This window comes from Rothia sp. HMSC065D02 (genome assembly GCF_001815285.1).
Lineage (GTDB): Bacteria > Actinomycetota > Actinomycetes > Actinomycetales > Micrococcaceae > Rothia > Rothia dentocariosa.
In genome coordinates this window covers 53,745-77,870 of sequence record NZ_KV820082.1, presented here as the reverse complement: position 1 = coordinate 77,870, position 24,126 = coordinate 53,745, and the positions used below count along the sequence as shown (strand labels likewise).

19 protein-coding genes are annotated in these 24,126 nt (G+C 52.8%); 1 reads left to right on the top strand and 18 read right to left on the bottom strand.

The features are described 5' to 3' along the window. Nucleotides 1–84: 84 nt before the first annotated feature. The 9 genes from HMPREF3016_RS03840 to dapB all read right to left on the bottom strand — a co-directional run bounded on the left by HMPREF3016_RS03840 (nucleotide 85) and on the right by dapB (nucleotide 10,454). Nucleotides 85–306, bottom strand: a complete 222-nt coding sequence (locus HMPREF3016_RS03840) for a DUF3046 domain-containing protein (protein ID WP_004006267.1) — start codon at nucleotides 304–306, stop codon at nucleotides 85–87. 161 nt (nucleotides 307–467) lie between these two features. Beyond that, nucleotides 468–875, bottom strand: a complete 408-nt coding sequence (locus HMPREF3016_RS03835; RefSeq protein WP_048753088.1) for a helix-turn-helix domain-containing protein — start codon at nucleotides 873–875, stop codon at nucleotides 468–470. Nucleotides 876–1,109: 234 nt separating this feature from the next. After that, nucleotides 1,110–1,625, bottom strand: coding sequence for a CinA family protein (locus tag HMPREF3016_RS03830; protein ID WP_048753086.1), 516 nt, complete (start codon nucleotides 1,623–1,625; stop codon nucleotides 1,110–1,112). Nucleotides 1,626–1,701: 76 nt separating this feature from the next. Further along, nucleotides 1,702–2,328 (bottom strand): CDP-diacylglycerol--glycerol-3-phosphate 3-phosphatidyltransferase, encoded by a 627-nt coding sequence (pgsA, locus tag HMPREF3016_RS03825; RefSeq protein ID WP_048753085.1) that lies wholly within the window; start codon nucleotides 2,326–2,328, stop codon nucleotides 1,702–1,704. Between the two features lie 246 nt (nucleotides 2,329–2,574). Then, a complete protein-coding gene (locus HMPREF3016_RS03820) occupies nucleotides 2,575–5,688 on the bottom strand; it encodes a DNA translocase FtsK (RefSeq protein ID WP_048753083.1) in 3,114 nt (1,037 codons plus the stop codon). A 231-nt stretch (nucleotides 5,689–5,919) separates the two neighbouring features. Next, nucleotides 5,920–7,644 (bottom strand): ribonuclease J, encoded by a 1,725-nt coding sequence (locus HMPREF3016_RS03815; RefSeq protein ID WP_013398755.1) that lies wholly within the window; start codon nucleotides 7,642–7,644, stop codon nucleotides 5,920–5,922. Nucleotides 7,645–7,922: 278 nt separating this feature from the next. After that, nucleotides 7,923–8,858: a 4-hydroxy-tetrahydrodipicolinate synthase gene (gene dapA / locus HMPREF3016_RS03810; RefSeq protein WP_080972546.1), complete on the bottom strand. Its 936-nt coding sequence runs from the start codon at nucleotides 8,856–8,858 to the stop codon at nucleotides 7,923–7,925. A gap of 156 nt (nucleotides 8,859–9,014) precedes the next feature. Continuing rightward, on the bottom strand, nucleotides 9,015–9,665 hold the full coding sequence (locus HMPREF3016_RS03805) for a hypothetical protein (RefSeq protein WP_048753081.1): 651 nt from the start codon (nucleotides 9,663–9,665) through the stop codon (nucleotides 9,015–9,017). A 21-nt stretch (nucleotides 9,666–9,686) separates the two neighbouring features. Continuing rightward, nucleotides 9,687–10,454, bottom strand: coding sequence for a 4-hydroxy-tetrahydrodipicolinate reductase (gene dapB / locus HMPREF3016_RS03800; protein WP_048753079.1), 768 nt, complete (start codon nucleotides 10,452–10,454; stop codon nucleotides 9,687–9,689). Between the two features lie 284 nt (nucleotides 10,455–10,738). Between dapB and HMPREF3016_RS03795 the strand changes: the two genes are divergently transcribed. After that, on the top strand, nucleotides 10,739–12,682 hold the full coding sequence (locus HMPREF3016_RS03795; RefSeq protein WP_048753077.1) for an acyltransferase family protein: 1,944 nt from the start codon (nucleotides 10,739–10,741) through the stop codon (nucleotides 12,680–12,682). 861 nt (nucleotides 12,683–13,543) lie between these two features. Here the strand turns inward: HMPREF3016_RS03795 and HMPREF3016_RS10920 are convergent. From HMPREF3016_RS10920 to HMPREF3016_RS03750, 9 genes are all read right to left on the bottom strand, one after another. Beyond that, nucleotides 13,544–14,527 carry a hypothetical protein gene (locus HMPREF3016_RS10920; protein WP_141757698.1) on the bottom strand — a complete coding sequence of 328 codons (984 nt, stop codon included), beginning with the start codon at nucleotides 14,525–14,527 and terminating at the stop codon, nucleotides 13,544–13,546. 162 nt (nucleotides 14,528–14,689) lie between these two features. After that, the gene (locus HMPREF3016_RS03785) at nucleotides 14,690–16,021 is read right to left on the bottom strand and encodes a M16 family metallopeptidase (protein ID WP_070740352.1); all 1,332 of its coding nucleotides are present in this window, start codon (nucleotides 16,019–16,021) and stop codon (nucleotides 14,690–14,692) included. A gap of 174 nt (nucleotides 16,022–16,195) precedes the next feature. Beyond that, complete coding sequence (locus HMPREF3016_RS03780; RefSeq protein ID WP_070523159.1) at nucleotides 16,196–18,415, bottom strand: polyribonucleotide nucleotidyltransferase; 2,220 nt, start codon at nucleotides 18,413–18,415, stop codon at nucleotides 16,196–16,198. A 280-nt stretch (nucleotides 18,416–18,695) separates the two neighbouring features. Beyond that, nucleotides 18,696–18,965: a 30S ribosomal protein S15 gene (gene rpsO, locus HMPREF3016_RS03775; RefSeq protein WP_004006251.1), complete on the bottom strand. Its 270-nt coding sequence runs from the start codon at nucleotides 18,963–18,965 to the stop codon at nucleotides 18,696–18,698. A 203-nt stretch (nucleotides 18,966–19,168) separates the two neighbouring features. After that, nucleotides 19,169–20,611, bottom strand: coding sequence for an amino acid permease (locus HMPREF3016_RS03770; RefSeq protein WP_070740350.1), 1,443 nt, complete (start codon nucleotides 20,609–20,611; stop codon nucleotides 19,169–19,171). Between the two features lie 228 nt (nucleotides 20,612–20,839). After that, entirely contained in the window at nucleotides 20,840–21,145 is a 306-nt protein-coding gene (locus HMPREF3016_RS03765; RefSeq protein WP_070740346.1) for a hypothetical protein, read from the bottom strand. 164 nt (nucleotides 21,146–21,309) lie between these two features. Next, nucleotides 21,310–22,227 (bottom strand): 5'-methylthioadenosine/S-adenosylhomocysteine nucleosidase, encoded by a 918-nt coding sequence (mtnN, locus tag HMPREF3016_RS03760; RefSeq protein WP_210399781.1) that lies wholly within the window; start codon nucleotides 22,225–22,227, stop codon nucleotides 21,310–21,312. After that, nucleotides 22,224–22,685 carry an S-ribosylhomocysteine lyase gene (locus HMPREF3016_RS03755; protein ID WP_004006247.1) on the bottom strand — a complete coding sequence of 154 codons (462 nt, stop codon included), beginning with the start codon at nucleotides 22,683–22,685 and terminating at the stop codon, nucleotides 22,224–22,226. Before HMPREF3016_RS03755 ends, mtnN begins: the two co-directional genes overlap by 4 nt. 238 nt (nucleotides 22,686–22,923) lie before the next feature. Next, nucleotides 22,924–23,865: a hypothetical protein gene (locus tag HMPREF3016_RS03750; RefSeq protein WP_246828448.1), complete on the bottom strand. Its 942-nt coding sequence runs from the start codon at nucleotides 23,863–23,865 to the stop codon at nucleotides 22,924–22,926. Nucleotides 23,866–24,126: the final 261 nt, after the last annotated feature.

The following is a 24,126-nucleotide window of genomic DNA, read 5'->3' as shown; positions in this document are numbered from 1 at the left end:
CCGTGCCCATCTCAGAGTCTCCCCATGTGGTATCTCAACAGCCCCTAAAACCGGACTTATTCCGCAGCAATTCATGGATTCCGGCTACCTGCGCGGTTCACGGTCGGGTCCCAAACGGCGAACCTCCGGAATATCCTGTGTCTCGCAGACCGCAAGCCAAACATCCTTCGGCGCAACCCCAGCTTCAAGTGCCTCTAAAGCCGTCATATTCCCAAGCGACCCAAGCACCAAATCGCCCGCCAAAACTCGGGCATATCCAGCACCGAATTCGTAGTCCATATTTGTCCAAAACTCGCTGAGTTTCATCGTACCTCCTTACGCTCTCCTGTTTCAGGGCACGTCCGAGAAAAAATTACGAGAATGCTTCAATCAGAGTCCCCTATGAAGGTAGACCTCTACCGTTGTCAGTGCATAAAAAAAGCGAACCGCGCATCATAACGGATGCGCGGTTCGCTCACATAGGTCTCTTAGAGCGAAGCCATCATGTAATCGTTACGGTACTGCTCAGCAAGCTCGGCGGGAACGGTATCCGGAACGTGTACGCCCTCTAGAATTGCCATGCGGTCGGCGACTTCACGGAGCATCTGGTACATCGGGATATCAAGCGCCTGGCAAATCCATGCCAGAAGCTCCGAAGAAGCTTCCTTCTGCCCACGCTCAACTTCGCTGAGATAACCCAAGGAAACACGTGCACTCTGTGAAACCTCGCGTAGAGTACGACCCTGACGCTGACGAACGTCACGAAGAACCTCGCCAATAGCCTGGCGCAGAGGTACAGTCTTTGCCTCTTCCACAGCGGGAGCTACCTGTTGCGGAGCTGGGTTAATTTCTTTCCACCGGGTAATACCATTAATAGATACACGCTTCTTGGTCATATGCGTTGTTTCTCCTCGTACGTAGGTCAACCAGTGTTCGGTTCTTACAGTTATTAAGCCTAACTCATTTTTTAGTTCTCGGCTAGCCTCGGTGACTGTACCGTCTATATGAGCCTGGCTAGTATATATTCAAACTTACCAAGCTATAGTTTTATTCCCATGTACCTGGGAAATTCCTGGAAACTTGATTAAAGTATCCCGTGAAAAGATACTTCAGCTGACCTCTAGATAAGGCTACGATGCGTCCTTAGTACCATGCACAGCCTGGGTCAGCAGGAGAATTGCATCCGCCGTTGCCGAGGCGCGAATCTGTACCCTATCCCCCTCATAGTGCCGCTGTACGGCATAGGTTGCCTCTGGAGTGTGCACACCCAAAAATACGGTACCAACGGGCTTACCATCGTGCGACTCTGGCCCTGCAACTCCAGTGGTCGAAACCCCGTAGTCAGCTCCACAGATTCGTGCGGTTCCCTGCGCCATCTGCCGGGCAACTTCCGGATCAACGGAACCATTCTTAGCTAAAAGCTCCTCGTTTACGCCTAAAACGGATGCCTTGACCGCGCTCGCATATGAGATAACCCCGCCGCGGTAGTATTCCGAGGCTCCTGCAACGGTGCAGATAGTACCCCCGACGTCTCCTCCGGTGAGGGATTCCGCCGTGGCGATTGTCAGACCTGTACCGACCAACGCATCGTGAAGTATCTGAGCGGCTTCCTTCGCACTATGCGGTACCGTTTTGAGTACGCCCATAAGTGCTCCTCCCAACGAGATATATCCATCGTATAAAACACCGGGACAATCCATCTAGAATGTCCCAGCCTCATGCCTATGCGGGATGCTGCGCCAGCCATATCTGGCGAAGCTGGTGAGCATCACGCACGTAAACTACTCCTGTCCAGACGGTAATAGCGGTTACCGCCGCCATAAGAACCCATCCGGGAACCAACCAAGGCTCGCCGAGGAGTCCTAAGGGTAAGAGCATCACCACGAGAGCAATGGTTTGTAAAACGGTTTTGATCTTTCCGCCCTTATTTGCCGCCATAACCCCGTATTTGATAACGAAAAAACGCATGATGGTGATTCCCCACTCCCGAAGGAGAATTACAGCGGTCACCCACCACCACAGCTCGCCCAACCAAGAAAGGGTAATAAACGCCGCACCGGTGAGGAGCTTATCAGCAATAGGATCAGCGATCTTCCCAAAGCTCGTGATGAGGTTACGGCTTCGAGCCAGGTAACCGTCCGCCCAGTCGGTAATCATCGCGGCGATAAAGAGGGCAAAAGCAAGCCACCGCTGCGCTACATCTTCAGCTCCGAATGTTCCGCCCGCAAGGAGCACTACAACGAAAAAAGGAACTGCAATAATACGCACAACCGTCAGAATATTCGGCAAATTCCAGTTAGATACATGACGCTCGGTCTGCGATACCGCCGATGCTGATTCCTGACTCACTGTTACCCTTCGTCTCTACAGTCTGGTACCAACGACTCGTTGTTGGCTGCAAGGAGCTCCCAGAGCGTAGCCCTCGCCTCATATCTTTCCAGTATACGAGGTATCGTTCCTATAAGAATGGCATTCCGATAAATCCTTGTTCGGGCTCGCAGTAATAGAAAAATTCCCGCTTCCGTAGCACGATATGCCAGCAGAAGCGGGAATCTCTCTAGGGTGTGAGAACTACTTTGAATACGACTGTTTGGGTTATCGCCCCGTGAGCTGCCAGGCGTCCTCCGAGCCCTCATCGCTCTCTTCCACCGCATATTCGGCAGGCTCTGCGGGGTTCACCGCTTGCGCATACGGGTCTTCAAAAGTTTCCTCAACGGGTTCGGGCACCTCTTCACCCCGGATGCGTGCCAAGGTATTCTGCAGATCGTCTGGGCGCACCAACACATCGCGCGCCTTCGACCCCTCAGAAGGACCAACTATGCCTTGAGACTCCAGCAGATCCATAATGCGCCCCGCCTTCGCAAAGCCCATGCGGAGTTTACGCTGAAGCATTGAGGTAGAACCAAACTGCGTGGTAATCACGATTTCAGCCGCTTGGAGCAGGTCATCAAGGTCATCGCCGATTTCCTCATCAATCTGCTTCTTCGCGGCTGAGACCATAACATCTTCACGGTAAATTGTCGGAGCCTGCTGCTTCACGTGCTCAACAACCGCATGAATCTCGGATTCAGAGACCCACGCACCCTGCACACGCATCGGCTTCGAGGCACCCATTGGCAGGAAGAGCGCATCGCCCTGACCGATCAGTTTTTCAGCGCCTGGTTGATCCAGCACCACACGCGAATCCGTGACCGATGATGTCGCAAACGCCATACGCGAAGGAACGTTCGCCTTAATCAGACCGGTTACCACGTCAACCGAAGGACGCTGAGTTGCAAGCACCAGGTGAATACCAGCTGCACGCGCCAACTGCGTAATACGAACAATCGCCTCTTCAACGTCACGCGGGGCAACCATCATCAAATCGGCAAGCTCGTCCACGATAACCAACAGGTACGGGTACTCGTGAATTTTTCGTTTACTCCCCGGCTCAGGCTGAATCTTACCCTCGCGTACGGCCTTGTTGAAATCGTCCACATGCTTAAACCCGTAATGCGCCAGGTCGTCATAGCGTGCATCCATTTCACGTACTACCCATTGAAGCGCCTCCGCTGCCTTCTTCGGGTTAGTAATAATAGGCGTAATCAGGTGTGGAATTCCCTCATAGGCGGTAAGCTCCACGCGTTTGGGGTCCACCATCACTAAACGCACCTGATCAGGTGTAGAACGCATAAGAATCGAGGTGATCATCGAGTTCACGAACGAAGACTTACCGGCGCCGGTTGCACCCGCAACCAGCATATGCGGCATTTTCGCCAGGTTCGCAAGCACAAAACCTCCCTCGACATCTTTGCCCACGCCCATAACCATCGGATGCGGGTTCGAGTGAGCCTGCGGGGACCGTAAGACATCGCCCAGAGATACCGTCTCGCGGTCAGTATTTGGAATCTCAATACCGATCGCCGATTTACCGGGAATAGGCGATAGTATACGCACATCCGGGCTGGCGACTGCATAGGCGATATTCTTACTCAGCGCGGTCACACGTTCAACCTTCGTCCCGGCACCCAGCTCGATCTCGTAGCGGGTCACGGTCGGACCGCGCGAGAATCCGGTGACAACCGCATCAACCTTAAACTGCTCTAAAACGTTGGTCAGTGCTTCGACCACGTGTTCGTTCACTTCGGATGATTCCTTAGCAGGGGGACCCGCCACCAGCATCTGTTCTGCGGGCAGGTTATAAGTGCCCTGCGAAGACTCGACGGATTGTTCGGGGCGGGCCTGCTCGGTATGCGCGGTGCGCGTGTTGTTTTGCAGGGGTCGTGACGCCCCCGTACCGGCAGCCGCTGTTCCGCTGACCGTAGCTTGCGGCTTCGTCTGCGGCATGCGGGATGCACCACTACTTTGCTGCGGTTTAGCCGATGTACCTTGCTGCTGCACTGCTTCCGGCTGTGACTGTTGAGGAGGCTGCGTCTGAGGGCTTGCTATCTGCTTTGTCGCAACGCTCTGCTCGGATGCGGCGGGCACAACCGACTGAACCGATGTGTCATCAAAAGCCTCTACATCAAAGAGTGCATCTGGTGCCACACGACCGTGTTCAACGGCGGCACGCTGAGCCTGAGCCAGGCGTGCCGAGGGCGCGTCCGAAGCCTCATGATCGAACACGGTGTTCTCGGTGCGGCGTTTGGGCAGGCGGCTCAACCTACCCTGAGACGATGCCGAAGAATGCGGCGCTGGGGCATCCGCAGAGGTTGCGGAAAACTCTTCATGAGTATTAACCACGGGGCTGGCGAATGCCTCATCGCCAACGTATTCATCCAATCCCTGATCGGCCTGTTGGGAACGGCCGAATCCGAACCACCGCTTAATTGACCCGAAGATACCGCCGCGAGGCGTACGGCGTTCTTCCTCATCACCGTAAAGATAGCTACGATCATGTTCCGAGGCACTCAAATCGACTGTCTGAGTCGCTGCCGTGGAATCCGCATCATAGCCGTCCTGCGGGTATGCGATGGTTGGGTCGTCATCGGTGGAGGCAACCGGCTTTTCGCCCAAGGCCATACGAACGAGATGTGTAAGTCGCGGAATAACCTGACGCACCGGAGTAGCCGTCAATACCATGAGCCCCATGACGAAGAGAGCCAGAATAACGAGCCACTGCACAAATACTATGCGTTGCATGAGAGGTCCAAGAAGTGCACCAATGGCGCCACCCCCGGCCCATACGGCCTCAAAACCGCCCGAAAAACTGGGGTATCCGGCGTTCATCGCGAAGAAAAGCGACGCTGCAATAAGGATGAGCAGCAGGCCGAGCGAGACTCGATTGGTGCGGCGAACATCATCCGGCGTACGGAAAACGCACCATGCCAAGATAAAGCTCAGAATCGGTACCAAAATAGCACCCTGACCGAAAACGCCGCCCAGCATGGTGTGCCATGCCGAGATTGGGGCATGGATAATGACCGGTGCAGACATGACGCGCCAGCTATACCATTCGACCCCAGCCGTAATAATGCCGAAAAGCAGAATGAAGAGCGCTCCACCATCGCGGCGTGCCTGTGGATCTAAATCTGTGCGATGCACCCCAAGAGCACGCACAGCGCCGCCCACCGTGTGGGCGATGCCTAACCACACTTTCGCAATAGCATTTGCTACGGGGTTGGTTTCGGGGGTGTTCGCGCGCTTAGACGTGCCTCGGGAGCCGCGTGCCGAGGTTTTCTTGGCTGATCCGGTTTTGCTTTTACGCCCTTGATTACTCCGTGAAGCCATATTTACTAGGTTAGCAACCTTCCATGTGCTTGGGGCTAGATGCCGTCATTCTCTCGCGACCGATGCAATCGGGGCAAGAACGTGATACGCATCCATAGTATTCATATGCTACCGTACACGGGAACGGAGCCGACCGCTCAAGCAGCTATCGGCCCCGTTTGTCGTGTATTGTGCGGGGTGCGTTCGCACAGAGCGTGCCCGCACCGCCTTTCGCCGTGGGCTATGCGCTCGCTACACCGTCGGCTTAGGCTCCTCATCCGTTTTAGTCTCAACGACCACCGGGACGATCATGGGCTTACGGCGCAGGCGGCGGGAGATCCATGCACCAATGGTACGGCGCACAATCTGCTGAAGCTGCTGTACCGTATGCACCTTCTCGGGCGCGCGGTGAAGCGCATCCTCAAGGGCGGCGGTAATTTTGGGGGTGATCTCGTCGAAGACCGAATCGTCTTCGGCGATACCGCGGGCATGAATATCTGGCCCGGTTACCACACGTTTGGTAGCACGATCGATCACCGTCACGATAGAGACGAATCCTTCTTCGCCCAGAACGCGGCGTGCCTTAAGATCGTCCTCAGTCACCGAACCGACAGAACGTCCATCCACGTACAGGTATTCGCAGGGAACTTCGCCAACGATCTTCGCTACGCCATCTTTGAGATCCACAACGGTACCGGATTCGCACAGGAGCACGCCTTCTTCGGGAACACCTGTCTCTTTCGCCAGTTCCCCGTTAGCAATCAGGTGACGAACCTCGCCGTGAACAGGCATCACGTTCTTCGGTTCCAGAATGTTGTAGCAGTACAGCAGCTCTCCCGCCGCCGCGTGACCGGAAACGTGAACCTTTGCGTTACCCTTATGCACAACAGTCACGCCAAGTTTCATCAGGGCGTTAATAATGCGGTACACGCTGGTTTCGTTACCCGGAATTAGCGAAGAAGCCAACACGACGGTGTCGCCCGGTTCAAGCTGAACCTTGTGATCGCCATTAGCCATACGCGACAAAGCTGCCATCGGCTCGCCCTGCGAACCGGTACACATGAGTACAAGCTCATCGGGGCGGTATTCATCGACCTTCTTCAAATCTACAAGAACGCCCTCAGGTACCTTGAGGTAACCCAGTTTCTCAGCGATGGTCATATTGCGCACCATGGAGCGTCCGACCAGCACAACTTTGCGCCCGCGCTCGACTGCGGCATCGAGCACCTGCTGCACGCGGTGAACGTGTGAGGAGAACGAGGCCACGATAATACGACCGGGCGCATCGCGGAATACGCTCGATATAACAGGTCCGATATTTTTTTCGGTGGGTGTAAACCCGGGAACCTCTGCGTTTGTGGAGTCAGGCAGGAATAGATCCACACCTTCGTCGCCCAGACGCGAGAAGTGACGCAGGTCGGTGATGCGCCCATCCAGTGGAAGCTGATCCATCTTAAAGTCGCCGGTGTGTAGCACAGTTCCTGCAGCGGTTCGGATAAATACGGCGAGTGCATCCGGAATAGAGTGGTTAACCGCGATGAACTCGCATTCAAAAGGACCAAATTTTTCGATCTGGTGTTCCTTTACGGTGAGCGTATAAGGCTTGATGCGATGCTCGGCAAGCTTCGCTTCTACCAGCGCGAGAGTGAGTTCGGAACCGATGAGGGGAATATCGGGACGTTTCTTAAGCAGATAAGGTACCGCCCCAATGTGGTCTTCGTGCCCGTGAGTGAGAACCATGGCGACTACATCATCCAGGCGATCGACCACATAGCTGAAGTCGGGCAGGATTAGGTCTACACCGGGCTGGGACTCTTCAGGGAAGAGCACACCGCAGTCTACAATCAGCAGTTTGCCGTTGATTTCGTAGACGGTCATATTTCGACCGACTTCACCCAGACCACCGAGAGGCACCACGCGCAGGGTGTCTTTCTGCAGTTTGGGAGGCGCCGGCAGATCATTTTCAAAAACGCTCATGCGTATCTCCTTATTTTCTATGATTCTATTTTTCGTGTCGTCTAAGGGCGCACCCGCTGTGAGTATCAAACTCCGAAGCGTATCGGGCTGCTTCGCGGGTGCTGCTCATGCGGCTTGAGAGGCTGAGAGTCCGTTCGCCAAAGGTCATGGACGCATCTCGCCTCTAGAGGAGGGGTCCACGCCTTCACGTTCCGCTTCTGCACGGAAAGCGGACCCGCGTGATCTTCTCGCTACATACGAGTCACGCTGGGTCCGCCCGAAACTAGCCGCAGAAAGTCTTATGCGTTTTTAAGAGTCTGCGCGATAGTGGAGGAAAGCAGATCCGCTCGGATAGCCTCCGCCACCTCGGGTTCGGAAAGTACATGAGGCAGGCGTACAACAGGTGTGCCAAGAACGCCTTGCCAAGCCAGGATTTCTTTGGCAGCAACGGCTCCGGGGGCTCGTCCCATGGTGGCGTTCACAATGGGCACGAGCTGCAGGTTAATGCGCTGCGCACTCACAAGATCCTGCGCTACAACGGCATCGATAAACTCACGGAAGAGCATGGGTGCCACATGCGCGGTAACTGAAACTAAGCCTACGGCTCCTACTGCCATCCAAGGCAGAGTCAAACCATCATCACCACTGTAGTAATGCAAATCTGTGGTTGCCATAACGTCGGTTGCGGCGCCAAAGTCAGCCTTCGCATCCTTAACAGCAACAATATTATCAAGTTCTGCCAGCCGACGGTAGGTGTCGGGGGCAATCGGGATGCTGGCACGCCCCGGAATATCGTAGAGCATGATGGGTGTACTGGTGGCTTTTGCTACGGTGCTAAAATGCGCGTAAACGCCATGCTGAGTGGGCTTGTTATAGTAGGGAGTCACTACAAGCAAACCGTCAACACCAACCTTTTCGGCGCGACGGGCAAGCTCAATGGTATGCGCGGTGTCGTTCGAGCCCACGCCAGCAACAATAGAGGCACGGTCTCCTACAGCTTCTTTGACGATGGCGAAAACTCGCTCGTTCTCATCATCGGTCATGGTCGAGTATTCTCCTGTGGTGCCACAGACAATCAACCCGTCATGACCATTGTTAATGAGGTATTCCGCCAGGTGTGCAACCTGTTTTTCATCCACAGATCCGTCTTGAGCGAAGGGCGTTACCATCGCCGTGAGCAGACGCCCAAAGGGCGGGTTTACAAAAGTACCGGGGTTCATCACGTTCTCAGCCATACACCCCAGAGTACTATCTTAAGCTATTCTTACGCTACATTAATTTTGCTTCTGTCCCGAAAAATTTTCACTTTTTATGGAATTCTGCGTTCTTGAGCTCAAAACGCAACTTCAAGCACTCCTCATGAACACGCATGGACTACCCTAACAGCCACGCTATTTCAGGTCGGTCACACCACGACCGCGGCGTAGAGAAATCGCATTTCGCATAGCGGCGCGGGCACGTTTACGTTCACCGCAGACATCGTACATGCACGAGAGATTAAACCAGGCTTCCCAGCTGTCCGGATGTGCTTCGAGAACATCGGCAAATTTTTCAAGTTCTACTGAAGCGGCCTCACGATCAACCCTTCCGGAAGGACTTCGTGGCAGCGTATCTTCGGGAAGTTTACCCTGGGCATCAAGCTCCTGAGCCATTCGCTGTATACACGCACCAAATATCACCTCGCGCACAAGCGCCCATGCACCCACTGCGGGCAAAAGCAATAGTCCTGCCCCGAGCAGAATACCTGCGATATTCCCCGACGCAATGAGCACGACCCCACGCTGTGCCGTAAACAGCAGGTACAGCCCCAAGAGCGCCACTGTGAGCGCCGCAAAGATTTTACCTTTACCGCCCGCATCCACCAGCATAAATACTCCGCTAAAAATCAGCACGCCCAGTATTGACGCACGAATACCCAGCGACAGAGGCAGCAGAAGCACGGTACAGACTAATAAGAGACAGGCAATCGCAACCCATAATCTCAGCGATGTCAGCCATGAGGCGCCCCGCACGGGTTTTACCGTTTCTTGTTCAGAGGTCATTGGAGTCGGTATCCGCACGATCTACAGATCCATATACTTATCGAGTCCAACGCTCAGCCCCGGATGAGCCGCGACCCGCCGAACGCCCAAAAGCACTCCGGGCATGAAGGATGCGCGGTCGAAAGAATCGTGGCGGATTGTCAAAAGCTGTCCGGGGTCGCCCAGCAGAATTTCCTGATGCGCAACCATGCCGCGAAGCCGCACCGCATGCACATTAATACCCTCAACTTTACCGCCGCGAGACCCCAGAGGATCGCTCTCGGTAGCATCCGGACTGGTTCCAAGCCCAGCTTCCTCTCGCGCAGCCGCAACCCGGCGTGCTGTGTGAGCGGCTGTTCCCGAGGGGGCATCGACCTTATTGGGGTGGTGAATCTCGATAATCTCAACCGATTCAAAATACGGTGCCGCCTTAGCCGCAAATTCCGTCGCCAAAATGGATCCCAACGCAAAATTCGGTGCAATCAGCACACCCATCTGCGGGTACTCATCAAGAAGCTCACGCAAGGATTCCACACGTTCTTCAGTCCAGCCGGTAGTACCCACAACAGCATGCACTCCATGCTCTACGGCAAAACGGACGTTCGTCTCGGTAGCGGTCGGCACGGTCAAATCAACCATAATCTCAGCATTGGTTTCAACGAGCTTTTCGAGAGAGTCTTCACGTCCTAAAGCGGCAACTAATTCAAGATCGGGGGCATCGGTAATAGCTTTGACCGCTTCCGATCCCATACGCCCCGATGCTCCGAGAACCGCCACCCGCCGTATTTTAGTCTGCGTTGCTTCTACCATTCTGTTGCCTCCAAAAATTACGAATAGCTCAGTTATCTCTACCCTATTATCGCATGTGGCGTACAGCACGAATCGAGACACTATGTTGCTTATGTACTACGCCCCATCAACGCTCAAGCACCAGCACAACACCCTTATAGATACCAAAATATCTGGTAACCGCTTTTCTTAAATTTCACAAAACTTCCCGCTGACTCCAAACGTCTCTATCTAACAAATAAACTTTTATACTAGTAAACAGTATTTTTCTTCACTCTTTCATCACCCCGGAGTAACAACACATCATGAAGCAACTTTTTCCGTCTGCGGTCAGTCCCCATGAGGCTAACCGCTCTTTTATGTTGCCCGGGCTTGACGGCCTGCGAGCTATCGCCGTACTCCTGGTAATTGTGTACCATCTCTGGCCTACTGCGGTGCCGGGCGGTATGATCGGGGTCGATATTTTCTTCGTCATCTCGGGATATTTGATTACCGCTCTCTTACTCCGTGAAGGGGCGATAACCGGGCGCATTAACCTGTTCCTTTTCTGGAAGCGCCGCGCTCGCAGGCTCCTTCCTGCGATCGCACTACTCATTTTAGTAACCGGACCCATCGCACTAGCAGTAGGCGGCGATATACAGGTCAATCTGGGCAGACAACTTACTGGCGCAGGCACATTCTCATCTAACTGGCTCTCTATTTTCAGCGGTAACGACTATTTTGCTCAGACTTCTCCCGAACTTTTCACGAACTTTTGGTCGCTTGCCGTTGAAGAGCAGTTCTACCTGTTCTGGCCTCTTCTCCTGGTGGCGGCGGGTGTTATCCTCGGCAGACGGTGGAGACGATTCAGCCTCATTATCTTTATAGCTATCATTGCATCCTTAACAAGCGGCACGGTTATGTTGGCGTTTGGAGCGCCCATCAGCCGTATTTATTACGGTACCGATACCCATGTTTACGGTCTGCTTCTAGGTGTTTTACTAGCTTTTTCGATCCCGTGGTCGCTCTATCCACCTCGTGATAAACACGTTATATATCGAGTGGCGCAACCCTTTGGAGCGGTGACTTTCCTGCGTGTAATTCTCAGCTGGCTCTGCTTGGTTGCTCTCATTTCGCTTGCTCTTCTTATGCCTGAGAAGGCGCCGGGCACTATCCCCTGGGGGCTCCTCGGCGCTTCGCTGCTGACTCTTGGAGTTATTCAAGGAATCCTGCCGGATATGCTCGCCGGGGCATCGTCTCTATTACGTTCGGTGTTATCTTTCGGTCCCCTCACCTGGATTGGGCAGAGATCCTACGGACTTTACCTCTGGCACTGGCCGCTTGCCGTTATGGCGCATTATCTTCTGGGTGTGGATCGTTCACCGCTGTGGAACGTTGTCGTTCTGCTGGTTACCGTCATTATTGCTGAGCTTTCTTATCGTTACCTTGAAACTCCAGTACGGCGATATGGTTTCCGTAGCTCGTTCGCACAATTTTTTGGAAGCATTCGTTACGGCAGGTATCGTGCTCTACCCGTTATTGCTTTAGTCCTTGTGATGGGCGCAGGCTCAGCGACTGCCGTCGCGGTACGAACTGCTCCTGATCAAACTAGTGCACAACGCGCCGTTGAAGAAGGCAAAAAGCGCGCCCAGGAACGTTTAAAAGCGCGTGAGGAACAACGAGCACATGCGAGCGCCTCGCCAACAGCAAGTGCGGCAGCAGCGACCCCTAGCTCTGCAGCCCCGGCGGTGCCGGATGAATATCCGCAGGTGAATTCTGCTGATGTAACCGTGATCGGCGATTCTGTAGTGCTTTCTGCAGAGCCCGATATTTATGATGCGATGCCGGACGCCACGATCGACGCGGCAGAGGGACGCACCATTGTTCAGGCGTTGCCCATGGTCAAATCCTGGTCATCGCAGGGAAAAATTGGGAAAGTTTTAGTACTCTCGGTAACCGCTAACTCGACGCTGATGCCCGGTCAGCTTGAAGAGGTTTTGCGGGCGCTTCCGGCAGACACGAAGTTGGTGCTCGCAACGGGGTACGGTCCGCGAACCCTCACCTGGATTGATTCTTCAAATAATCTGATTCGTGAGTTTGCGCAGAAAAATTCTTCCCGCGTCTATATTGCAGACTGGAACGGTGCAATAACGCAGGCGGTGCGGAGCGATCCTGGTCTGATGACTTCGGACGGCGTGCATCCGGAGGTTAAGGGGCAGATGCTCTACGCCCGTATTCTGACGGAGGCGGTTGCTCGGGCACAAAGTTAGGAGGGAATCGTATGTATAGTGTATTGGTTCGTTTTTAAACCTTTTGAATCCACATGCCCCAAACCACAGGTCAAGAGAATCAAACCGTTTTGATACTGGCAGGTTGGAGGAAGGAGTTTTGAAAGTAATTGAACCTTTCAAGAACTTCACGTACCTGGAGTAGCATCATGTGTACGTCTGCATGACCTGCTAAATCTATTCCACATCGTCAAGACGTCTTTGGGATCCAGCTTTGCTTGCTTAGTACATTAGTACAACAAAGTAATACTCCCCTGCATATCAGCAAAAGCCTTCCTATCGGCAGGTTTCCACGAATTGCAGCGAAACAAAATGCTGTTTTCACAGCGCTCAACTAGCATTCCGCTATCACCGGTGAAAGACTCTAGTTGCTTTACATCCGTAAGTCCCCGAGGACCAGCTAAATACTCGTTGTACACAAGGATTGATGATTCTTGAGTGGCACCGTGAATAGGTATTCGGGCGTAATTCTCGTCGCCCTGTGTCGGGTTCACATCACCATGAACCAACCTGATTCTCTCCGATAGCTTTCCGTCTGGATGGGTAAACTTACAGCCATAGGCATTTAATCGTAAAGCTACCTCTCCAGCCGGATGCGGTGACGTGAACCGTATTTCCAGCTCTTTCGGGACATCCGTGATATCAATCGCTCCGAAAATCTGCAGCCCCTCCCACTCAAAATAGAACTCCTTGATGGTTAGGCTGCCAGAAATTCCAGGAGGTCTTGAACGAAAAGCTCCGGCTCCTCCAGAGCCGCAAAGTGCCCGCCGCGCTCAGGATGTGTAAACCTGACAACATTGAAAAACCGTTCCGCATATTCGCGTGGAGGATTACTGATATCGTTCAGACCCCAAAAAATCGTTTAACAAGACCTCTCTTTTGACTATCGGAGCTAACTGTACCTTCCTGATTTCCCCCTTTTATACCTTCGGCAGAATACTGAACAAGATATGGAGTGCCATATATAATGCGCGTAACCCGAGAGTCTTCACAATTATCAGGATTCTCCATCAAGGATTTATATGGCTTAGTATCTGATTCTGGTTTATCTTCAACACGCAAAACCTGAAATACTGCTTCACGATGTCTGGGCCTAAATACTGAACCAGCTTGTCCTGGCGTAATTTTATCTTTATCTTTAATCTGATAACCAATAATATTTTTATGCATATCAAAATTATTTTCCAAGGTTTCCTCAGGCCCAGTTAGATATGTTGAAAGTGCTGTAGCATAAAATTCTTCAAATATATTTTCTGTTCCAGATCCAGAACGAACCACAACCGTCTTCTTATCTTCCCGAAAATCACGATGTTGCTCTTGAGGTGTACCTGATAAAACAACCCATGTATGCTCCTGTGGCGCATGCTCAAACTGGTATACCCACACCACAATAGTCGGAGCTTCAGATAGTGGAACATGCCTAAAATCATCATGTTTTTTAAAGGAATGCATCATATTTCCTGATATACCATAAGTATTATGCTCACTAATGTTATTTCGTGGGTTAAAATTGTTATTCGCCTCATCAATAAGTTTTTGTAATTCATCCATACCTCTAATTTTAACATCTCCAAGATTGGGAGTTGATTTTAATGCTTCATTCCAAGAGAAACTTCTTTCATAACTAAATTCACCACGTGGTAAAAAGGGAACGTCGGGAGTTTTACCACTAAAACCTAATTTAGAAGACCTACCTATCTTAGAATTTGTGCTATCTGAATTTTTAAAATTCTTCCTTATCAGCTGTTTACCACCTCGAGCGTCTATAATATTTTTAATTTTACGTAAACCAAAGTACTCTTCACGCGTAGGATCATATTCAATCATAATAGAATCTCAAGCTCCTTAAAATATAGATTATTAACTCTACGATAACATATTTCCACATGTAGGGACTCATAGAACAAATCCCGCAGGGACATAGACGTTTTCGTCATCAGACACGAGAACATCTACGCACTGCGGGGTTTGCGAGAATAATAAAGGACGTTAGCGCACAATCGTAGTGATCATCTGCTGTTGCCCCAGATACCTGGCAAGGTCGTGTACATCGTCAAGGGTAACCGCACGAATTTTTTCCAATAGCTCATCGGTGCTCGTGAATTTCCCTGAGTCCAGCTCGGCACGCCCCAGTCGGGACATCCGAGAACCCGAGTCCTCACTGCCCAAAACAGTTGAACCGGCCAGCTGCCCGCGTACTTTACTGAGTTCTTCCTCAGTAATTCCTGCGGACACCAACTTATCAAACTCATACTGCAAGAGTTCACACACCTGCTCGGTTTTAGCAGGCAAGCACCCTGCGTACATGCCGAAATATCCCGCATCGGAGTAGGCACCCGAGAACGCAAACGTACTGTACGCCAGCCCGCGTTTTTCGCGAATCTCCTGGAAAAGCCGCGAAGACATGCCCGACCCAAAAGCACTCGACAGCACACTCATCGCGTAGCGGCGCTCATCCCCAGCAATAATACTCGGGCACCCCATCACAATATTGGTCTGTTCAAAGCCCTTCTGCACCTCGTGCAGCTCGGAAAACGGGACAATACTGCTCTCCGTGCGCACACGGCGCGGTACCGGAGCCACACCCTCAAGAAGGTTCCAGCCGTAGCGGGTGAGCGCATCCAACACAAGGTTTACGATGTGCGAGTGCTCCAGCGATCCAGCCGCCGAGATGACGAGGCGATCCGGCGTGTAATACTGCTTGTAATGTTCCCACACAGCATCCCGCGGGACCTGCATAATCTCCTGCGGAGTACCACCGATCGGGCGACCCAGCGGGTTCTGGCCCATAAGCTGTTCTACAAAATTCTCGAAGGCAACGTCCGTAGGATCATCCTGGTCCATGGCAATCTCTTCCAGAATTACCCCGCGCTCCTGCTCCAGATGCTCTGGATCGAGCAAAGCGTTACTCACCATATCAGCCAGGACATCAACCGCCATCGGGGCATCATCGTCAAGTACACGCGCATAATAGCAGGTATGTTCCTTCGCGGTGAGGGCGTTTGATTCGCCTCCCACCGCATCGAATGCCTGGGCAATATCAAAAGCAGTTCGAGACGGAGTTCCTTTAAAGAGCAGATGCTCCAAAAAGTGGGTAGACCCCAACATACCGGGTGCTTCATCCCGGGAGCCGACCCCCACCCAGGATCCGAGGGAAACGCCGCGGGTGCCAGGCATCCGCTCCGTTATCACCCGAACACCACCGGGCAAAATCGATCGGCGAACTTCATTACCATTTACGCCCTCGTAAACCAGGCGACCGCGTTCATAGTCGAGCTCAGCGGTAATCTCATCGCGCGCAACGGGAAGAGAAATAGGCATTAGTGAATAGTCCTTAGCAAACCAAATATATATAGCGAGCCGTATAAGTCAGAGTAAACGCCAGCCCATCATGAGAACAACCTTCAGGAGTCTCAGGACGAGCTGGCGCTGCTTATCCGACAGAAAAACCAGCAAGTTCCTTAGTCAAGGTGCGGTTTATATCGGGGAGAGTTTCTACTCGGCATCCTCAGCATCAATCACCGGGGAGAGCGAAAGCTTGCCGCGATCGTCAATCTTAGTGATCTCAACCTGCACCTTCTGCCCCACCGAAACGACGTCTTCGGCATCCACCACACGCTTACCACCGTTGAGCTTGCGCATCTCAGAAATATGAAGCAGACCGTCCTTACCGGGGGTAAGCGAAATGAACGCACCGAAATCGGTCACCTTCACAACGGTACCCAGGTAGCGCTCGCCGACCTCGGGAACCTGCGGGTTCGCGATCGCGTTGATAGCGGTGCGTGCAGCCTCAGCCGAAGGACCGTCGGTTGCACCGATAAAGACAGTACCATCGTCTTCAATCGAAATATCGGCACCGGTATCTTCCTGAATCTGGTTAATCATCTTGCCCTTCGGGCCGATAACCTCGCCAATCTTAGCGACCGGAACCTTCACCGAGATGATGCGCGGCGCAAATTCGCTCATCTCATCGGGGGCATCAATAGCTGCGGTGATCACATCCAGAATGTGCAGACGAGCCTCACGTGCCTGGGTCAGTGCGCCTGCCAGCACAGATGCAGGAATGCCGTCGAGCTTGGTGTCCAGCTGAATAGCAGTCACGAACTCGCTGGTACCGGCAACCTTGAAGTCCATATCGCCTAGGGCATCTTCGGCGCCTAGAATATCGGTCAGTGCGGCGTAACGAGTTTCGCCATCAACCTCATCAGAGACAAGACCCATTGCGATACCTGCAACGGGCGCGCGCAGAGGCACACCGGCATTGAGCAGCGACAGGGTCGAAGCGCAGACCGACCCCATCGACGTGGAGCCGTTCGAGCCCAGAGCCTCAGAGACCTGGCGGATCGCGTAGGGGAATTCCTCGCGTGAGGGCAGCACTGGGGTAAGCGCACGTTCCGCAAGTGCACCGTGGCCGATTTCGCGGCGCTTGGGCGAGCCAACACGGCCGGTCTCGCCGGTAGAGTACGGCGGGAAGTTGTAGTGGTGAATGTAACGCTTGGACGTGACCGGGTACAGCGAATCGAGCTGCTGTTCCAGCTTGAGCATATTCAAGGTGGTCACGCCCATAATCTGGGTTTCGCCACGCTCAAAAATTGCCGAACCGTGCACGCGCGGCAGTACTTCAACCTCGGCGGTCAGCTGGCGAATATCGGTGAGTCCGCGACCATCAATGCGCACCTGTTCGGTGAGGATGCGCTGGCGCACGGTGTGCTTGGTAAGAGCCGCAAACGCCACTGAAACTTCATTAGCGCGCTCCTCAAACTCTTTACCTTCCCCGGTGAGGGCTTCCATCAGCTCGGCTTCAAGCTCTGCGGCAGCGGCTTCACGGTCCTGTTTACCCGCGATGGAGTAAACTTCCACGAGGCGCTCGCCCGCGAAGTCCTTCACGGCGGCGTCAACGTCTTCACCATGCCCGCCGAAGTAGGGAAGCTCCAGATCGGGTTTACCGGCACGCTCAACAAGATCAGCCTGCGCCTTGCACAGAGCAGCAATAAAGGGCTTCGCAGCCTCCAAACCTTCGGCTACGATCTCTTCGGTGGGGGCAGCGTGTCCGTCTTCCTTAATAAGCTTCCAAGAATTATCGGTTGCCTCTGCCTCTACCATCATGATCGCAACGTCTTCGCTGCCATCGGCCTTAGTCACGATGCGACCGGCCACAGCCATATCGAATACGGCGTTTTCCAGCTGAGAGTATTTGGGGAAGCACACCCACTGCCCATCAATAAGGGCCATACGCACACCACCGATAGGCCCGCTAAAGGGCGCACCTGATAACGCGGTTGATGCGGATGCTGCGTTAATCGCAAAGGTATTGTAAATTTCGTCTGGCTCGATGGTCAGAACGGTGACGACAACCTGCACTTCGTTACGAATACCCTTGGTAAAAGCGGGGCGCAGCGGACGGTCGATTAGACGTGCCGCAAGAATCGCCTCGGTCGGGGGTCGCCCCTCGCGGCGGAAGAACGAACCGGGAATTTTACCGGCGGCGTACATGCGCTCTTCAACGTCTACGGTCAGCGGGAAGAAGTCAAAGCCCTCGCGGGGAGATTTACCAATTGCGGTTGCTGAAAGCAGCGTTGTTTCGTCATCAATCGTGACGAGTACGGATCCTGCCGCTTGCTTGGCGAGACGGCCAGTTTCAAAACGTACATGGCGTTTGCCATGAATACCATTGTCAATTTCTACTTCAGAGAATTGGATTTCGGGACCTTCCACGATTCCTTCTTTCTGTGTTCGTATGCCCGTCGCCATTTCCACCCAATCTATCGGCCTTCGATAGGAAACCACGGACGTCGTACCCTGAACCTCTGTTGTACACAGGAGTATTCCGTAATTCGCTACCGAGGACCGCACCGGGGCGTGCCTGGAACGAGCACTTTTTATAAACTGTTTATCTGAAAAATGGACGGGTTTCCGTACATGATAACGCGGGCGCATCCCCCGCCGTGCGACGGAGGATGCGCCCGCTTAGCGTTACCTGCAAGGTACGAAAACCTTAGCGACGCAGACCAAGACGCTCAATGAGCGAACGGTAGCGTTCAATATCAATATCCTTGAGGTAGCCTAGCATATTGCGACGACGACCCACGAGGATCATCAGACCACGACGGGAGTGGTGATCGTGCTTGTGGAACTTCAAGTGCTCAGTCAGGTCGGAGATTCGACGAGACAGAACTGCAATCTGCACCTCGGGAGAACCAGTGTCACCCTCGTGAGTTGCGTATTCCTTGATGATTTCCTGCTTGATAGCGGGATCCAATGCCACTGTATAACTCCTAGAGTTAGTGCCGCGTAGCTGCCCGCACGACCGTATGTCGCCGGGGTTTTGGGCGTATGCCCCTCACGTCTTCTGCCGCGGACCGCAGACACGCGTTTAACACATTCTACGCTACTTTTACGGATTTTGAAAGATTACCGCCGCAGCACATTCCGTATTTAGGCCTAGCATTTCCACCTGCAATACCGCATTTATCCATCCTGAACATCAGATGCGATCGCCAGTTTTGCGTTCTTTGCCAACCGTGGCGCTACCGCTAGGCGATAGTACGCGAGAAGGAAAACACACCATATAGCGCCAACAACAAGAGCCAAACGAGTGTCATCGAAGAATCCGAAGAGCACGACGATGAACGCCATAAACGCAAGCGTTATATAGCTGACGACAAGAGGAAGCCGCACGGGCTGCACTTCGTCTTCGTATCCCCCACGTTTATAGGCGATGTGCGCCAGCAGAATCATAACCCACACGAAAACGGTCGCGAATGTTGCCAGCGAAGCGACTACTTCAAAAGCATTCTCGAACGCGATATTCACGATCACGCCCACCGCCATAACCACGATCATCAGAAGAGTCGTCATCCAGGGCGCACCGTTTTTTGCAACCTTGCCGAATGATTTCGGGGCCAGCCCCTGCTTTGCCAGCCCGTACATCATACGCCCAGCACCGTAAACATCGGCATTCATCGCAGACACGGCAGCGGTAATAATAACCACGTTGAGGATTGATCCTGCCGCCGGAATTCCCAGGTTCTCGAAGATCTGCACAAAAGGCGAGTTCTCTTTAGTGACAGAGTACCAAGGGTAGAGCGACATAATGACGGAGAGAGTCAGCACATAGAAGATCAGAATGCGGAACGGCACAGTACGAATAGCCTTAGGAATCGACGTGCGTGGGTTTTCCGCCTCCCCCGCCGCAATACCGATATTCTCAATACCGCCAAAGGCAAACATCACCACGGTAAAACATGCCAGGAAACCAGTAAACCCTTCGGGCATAAAACCACCATCAAGCGCCCACAAGTTTGTGACGGACGGCTTCACCGAGGTGTGTGCCTGCACACCAACGAAAAGCAGAATAATTCCGCCCACAATCATGGCGATAATAGCGCTTACCTTGACAATAGTGAACCAAAATTCTGTCTCGCCAAAGGCTTTCACCTTGGCAAGGTTAATGGCGAGCAAAATGAGCAGCACCGATACGATCCAGATCCACGAGGGCGACTGGGGGAACCAGAATTTCATATATACTGCAAATGCTGTCACATCCGCGATGGCAACGAGCGCCATTTCCAGAGCATAGCTCCAGCCGGTGACGAACCCAGCCCAAGATCCCAGATACCGGGTTGCGTATTCCGAGAATGCGCCAGATACGGGGTGTGCCAGTGCAAGCTCCCCCATAGCGCGCATCACCATGAAAACGGCAGCTCCGCCAATCACATAGGCGAGTAGTACAGCGGGGCCCGCCAGTTGAATAGCGGAGGCGGAGCCGTAAAAGAGTCCGGTGCCGATTGCCGAGCCAAGCGCAATGAACATGATGTGACGCAGGGAGAGTCCGCGCGATAGCTGGGGCGCATCCTCGGTGGAGATAGCGCCATTTGCGGTAGTTGCCGCAGAGTTAGCGTTATTCTTCATTTTTCCTCACCTCGCGGGTTAGCGGTGTAACCTCTTGAAAATCTTGTGTTCTGGTTGATTCTGCGGTGTGGCTTTTGTTGCCGTATGCCGTGCACCTCCCCCATCGAGGTTGTGGGATGCGCCCAGCGTACTCCCCGTGCATCCTTGCGATTTCTTAGTTGCAGTGAACCGTAACGCAAAAAGACGGCGGGTTTGGCAACGATAGCCAACCCGCCGTCTTGTTGAAGACTATTTCTGTTTACGCTTACGTCCTACGATGAGCGACAACAGAGCGGTTACGCCAGTCACGGTATAGACTGCCGGCCACGCGCCAATTTTCTTGGCGAGTGGATGGGAGTAACCGAAGGCAGAAAGGTAAACGCCGGTGAGGAACGTAGCACGCCCAACTCCAGCTTTACGCTTCCAGTTCTTGAAAGCAATAAAACCCGCAAGACCCAGCACGGCACCACCAAGAGGCCGTTTGCCGGTTGTAGATGCGACCTTGTAACCGCCAAGAAGACCAGCCGCAGAGGCTAAGGTCGGGCAGATTTTCATGGTGCTCTCCTGAGTCACGAGTACGTTATTGCTGTGTTAACCATACGCTATGACGGCTTAAATGTGAATTCTCTCGGAATTTTTCTTGTAATGAGTGTTTCTGTGCAACCGTCTGAGCACTTGGGGCCTGAAGCATCATGGTCTTCTTAAGCAGATCCGTCCACTTAGTCTTCAAGGTTCAACTCAAGAGCGGGTAATTCCTGCTGTGTCCAGAGCTCAGCGGCAATCTGCAGCGCATATCGTGCCGAGCGGGGAGCCACCACATCGATCGAAAGATGAAATTCCTGATCTGCTGCTGGGCCGCATAAATCAGAGATGCAGCGTACCGCCATAAAAGACACATCATAGTTACTGCAGATCTGCGCGATCGCTGTGGTCTCCATATCGGTGCTGAGTGCCGTATCGAAGGCCTCTCGGGTGTCCTTCACGTTGTACTCAGTCACGAATGAGTTACCCGCAAGCATCCGCCCTTGGTGCACCGCCCAGGAACTTTCCTCCTGTGCCGATTTAAGAGCTGAAAGCGCCGCTTCAATCGCCTCTTCCCAGTCCGAGTCACGATCGCCATAGGATACGGGCATCCCAGGAATCTGCCCGCGTTCGTATCCAAAAATGGTTGCGTCGGCATCAGTGTACAGGTAATTTGACCCCAGTACTATATCTCCAACGTTGATGTGCTGCGCAAGACCACCGGCGGTTCCTGCACTGATAACCCCCAAACAGTTAGTCGCGTAGTTGATAGCTTCCGTGACGGCGGATGCGGCATTGACTAACCCAATTTTGGAGCGAACCAGCAGAAGGGGAACCTGATCTTCTTCAAGCATAAGATAACGTGGGTAGAATTTTGCTACGCCTTCAGTGAAGGAGGGCTGTGCTTGCTCGGTCGCTGCGAGGAACGGGGCTAGCTCTTCATCCATCGCAACCTGAATGACGATCGCGTTTGAGAAGCTCATCATGAGGTCGTTCAGGTTCTCCAAGTCGGCATACATTTCGTTAAAAATATCCGCCGAGGTAAAGTCTGTGGGGAACATCTGCGCAGCTTCTTCGGAGTGCCCCTGTTCGCCAGAGTGATGCTGTTCGCTCACGCCGCCATCACCTGCTCCCAGTCAGCACGTGCGGCGAGGAATTCACGTGCAGCATTCTGCGCCCCTTCAAGGGTGTGGTTAGCGCCCCAACCGCACTGTATTTCATTCGCGGCGGGCACCTCGGTAGCCGTGAGAATATCTCGTAGAGTCGCTTCCAGGATGGGCAAGAACTCCTGCAGCTCTAGCCCCAGGGTGAGGGCGTAAAACCCAGTTTGGCATCCCATTGGTGAAAAATCGATGAGCTTATCTGTGTGGTTGCGCATGTGCTCGGCGCTCATATGCTCGATCGAATGTACGACGGGCATTTCAAGATGGCCCTTGTTAGGCTGAGTGAAGCGGACATCGTATTTGATAAGGGTATCTCCACCGGGCAATTCCTTGCGGTCTGCAATCCGCACATAGGGGGCCACAACGGCACGATGATCAAGGTTGAAAGACTCGACGTTCATTTTTTTCATGCTTATATTCTCTCTTAAGCACCCGCTTCGTCGGAACCCTTCATAAGATACTCTCCCTAAGAGAGTTCCTGCATTCTCATTGCATAAATGCCGCTGAGCTCGATCTCATGACGCAAGAATACGGCGGCATCGCGTTATTGCAATACCGCCGTATTCCATGTACAGCATGCACTGCTGCACTAGCCCTCTTTATATAAGTGCCAAACAGCTTGATGGTGCATAGCTTTGCTGGAGGATATTACTCTCGGGTCCAGTTACCGCCGAAAGCCCAGTATCCGCTGACCGGTACCGCATGCTTATTGGCAGAACTGCTGCACTCTGCAACACGGGGATCTTTGAGTGCGTAAGAGTACTCGCCCACCACACCAACCTGGTCGTTATCTCCAGCCCAACGTTTGGGACCACCATTATAGGTTGGATTGCAGTTGTTGTTGTAGTAGCGCTGATTAATGTACGAGGCGGACATTTCTTGAAGCGAGTAAACACGAATAGTTACTTTAATAATCGTTCCTGCACTTACCGGTCCGAAGTCAAGATAGAGCTGTCCGCGCCAGCGGCTGCCCTCAACTACAGAACGCGCCTGAGAACGGGAGAACGGATAGAACTTGCGGTCCTCATAACAACCGTAAGACCCCGTAGTTTTTGAGGGCATACCATCAATATTTCTGTAGTTGAAGCTCCCCCACCCAAAGGTTCCCTGCTTGATAGGTTGGGCACCAGTAACTTTATACCCAACACCGTTAAATTGGGTATCGAGTACAGCATTATTTTTTGCATTTTGTTCACCCACTGGAGTTGCCTGATTAACCCAAGGATTCGCCTTAAAGCTCCGCAAATCTTCTGTGATGCGGTAGGTAAAGGTGAAATCATGGTAAGGGTTTCTCTCAATGGGTGTATTAACAGCATAAGGGTTACGACCATTGTCATATGTATCGGCAAACTTATAAGATACACCAGCACCCCCTTGGTTCCCCCAGTCCGCGACGGTAATATTCGGATTACCATTGTCCGAGAATTCGTTAGAAACGCTCGTCTCCACAACATTCTGAGTCGCAAGCCATGAACAATCCGGCACGCTGGACGCATATGCGGGTATAGCGGAGGAGGCTAATACAACAGGGGCAGCCCAGGCGGTGCCTTTTGCCAAGGTACGCCGGGACAGTGTTTTCGAGGTATTCACAATATTCCTTTGTGTTGAGTAGGTGATTGTCATCCCTGATTTACGCAATAAGTCAGGGATATATTCTCCAGGTAGATTACTCTCTAATATATCTTATGTCACCAAAGACCCAAGATATATTGCATGCATCAATAAGCTATCGGGAATTTGCAATTTTTAGTGTATCTCATGCACACATCAATAAGAGAGAAAATTACATATTTTTCTCGAAGTAAACAAAAATATTACAATTAAATTCTCAAGGTGCGGTTTATCTATACA

What these genes read in the sequence shown, in the direction of transcription:
- HMPREF3016_RS03755 (WP_004006247.1), bottom strand. Translation starts at nt 22,685, where the DNA reads ATGAAAAAAATGAACGTCGAGTCTTTCAACCTTGATCATCGTGCCGTT.
- HMPREF3016_RS03770 (WP_070740350.1), bottom strand. Translation starts at nt 20,611, where the DNA reads ATGAAGAATAACGCTAACTCTGCGGCAACTACCGCAAATGGCGCTATC.
- HMPREF3016_RS03815 (WP_013398755.1), bottom strand. Translation starts at nt 7,644, where the DNA reads ATGAGCGTTTTTGAAAATGATCTGCCGGCGCCTCCCAAACTGCAGAAA.
- HMPREF3016_RS03835 (WP_048753088.1), bottom strand. Translation starts at nt 875, where the DNA reads ATGACCAAGAAGCGTGTATCTATTAATGGTATTACCCGGTGGAAAGAA.
- HMPREF3016_RS03795 (WP_048753077.1), top strand. Translation starts at nt 10,739, where the DNA reads ATGAAGCAACTTTTTCCGTCTGCGGTCAGTCCCCATGAGGCTAACCGC.
- dapA (WP_080972546.1), bottom strand. Translation starts at nt 8,858, where the DNA reads ATGGCTGAGAACGTGATGAACCCCGGTACTTTTGTAAACCCGCCCTTT.
- HMPREF3016_RS03840 (WP_004006267.1), bottom strand. Translation starts at nt 306, where the DNA reads ATGAAACTCAGCGAGTTTTGGACAAATATGGACTACGAATTCGGTGCT.
- HMPREF3016_RS03785 (WP_070740352.1), bottom strand. Translation starts at nt 16,021, where the DNA reads ATGCCTATTTCTCTTCCCGTTGCGCGCGATGAGATTACCGCTGAGCTC.
- HMPREF3016_RS03830 (WP_048753086.1), bottom strand. Translation starts at nt 1,625, where the DNA reads ATGGGCGTACTCAAAACGGTACCGCATAGTGCGAAGGAAGCCGCTCAG.
- HMPREF3016_RS10920 (WP_141757698.1), bottom strand. Translation starts at nt 14,527, where the DNA reads ATGATTGAATATGATCCTACGCGTGAAGAGTACTTTGGTTTACGTAAA.
- HMPREF3016_RS03820 (WP_048753083.1), bottom strand. Translation starts at nt 5,688, where the DNA reads ATGGCTTCACGGAGTAATCAAGGGCGTAAAAGCAAAACCGGATCAGCC.
- dapB (WP_048753079.1), bottom strand. Translation starts at nt 10,454, where the DNA reads ATGGTAGAAGCAACGCAGACTAAAATACGGCGGGTGGCGGTTCTCGGA.
- HMPREF3016_RS03765 (WP_070740346.1), bottom strand. Translation starts at nt 21,145, where the DNA reads ATGAAAATCTGCCCGACCTTAGCCTCTGCGGCTGGTCTTCTTGGCGGT.
- HMPREF3016_RS03805 (WP_048753081.1), bottom strand. Translation starts at nt 9,665, where the DNA reads ATGACCTCTGAACAAGAAACGGTAAAACCCGTGCGGGGCGCCTCATGG.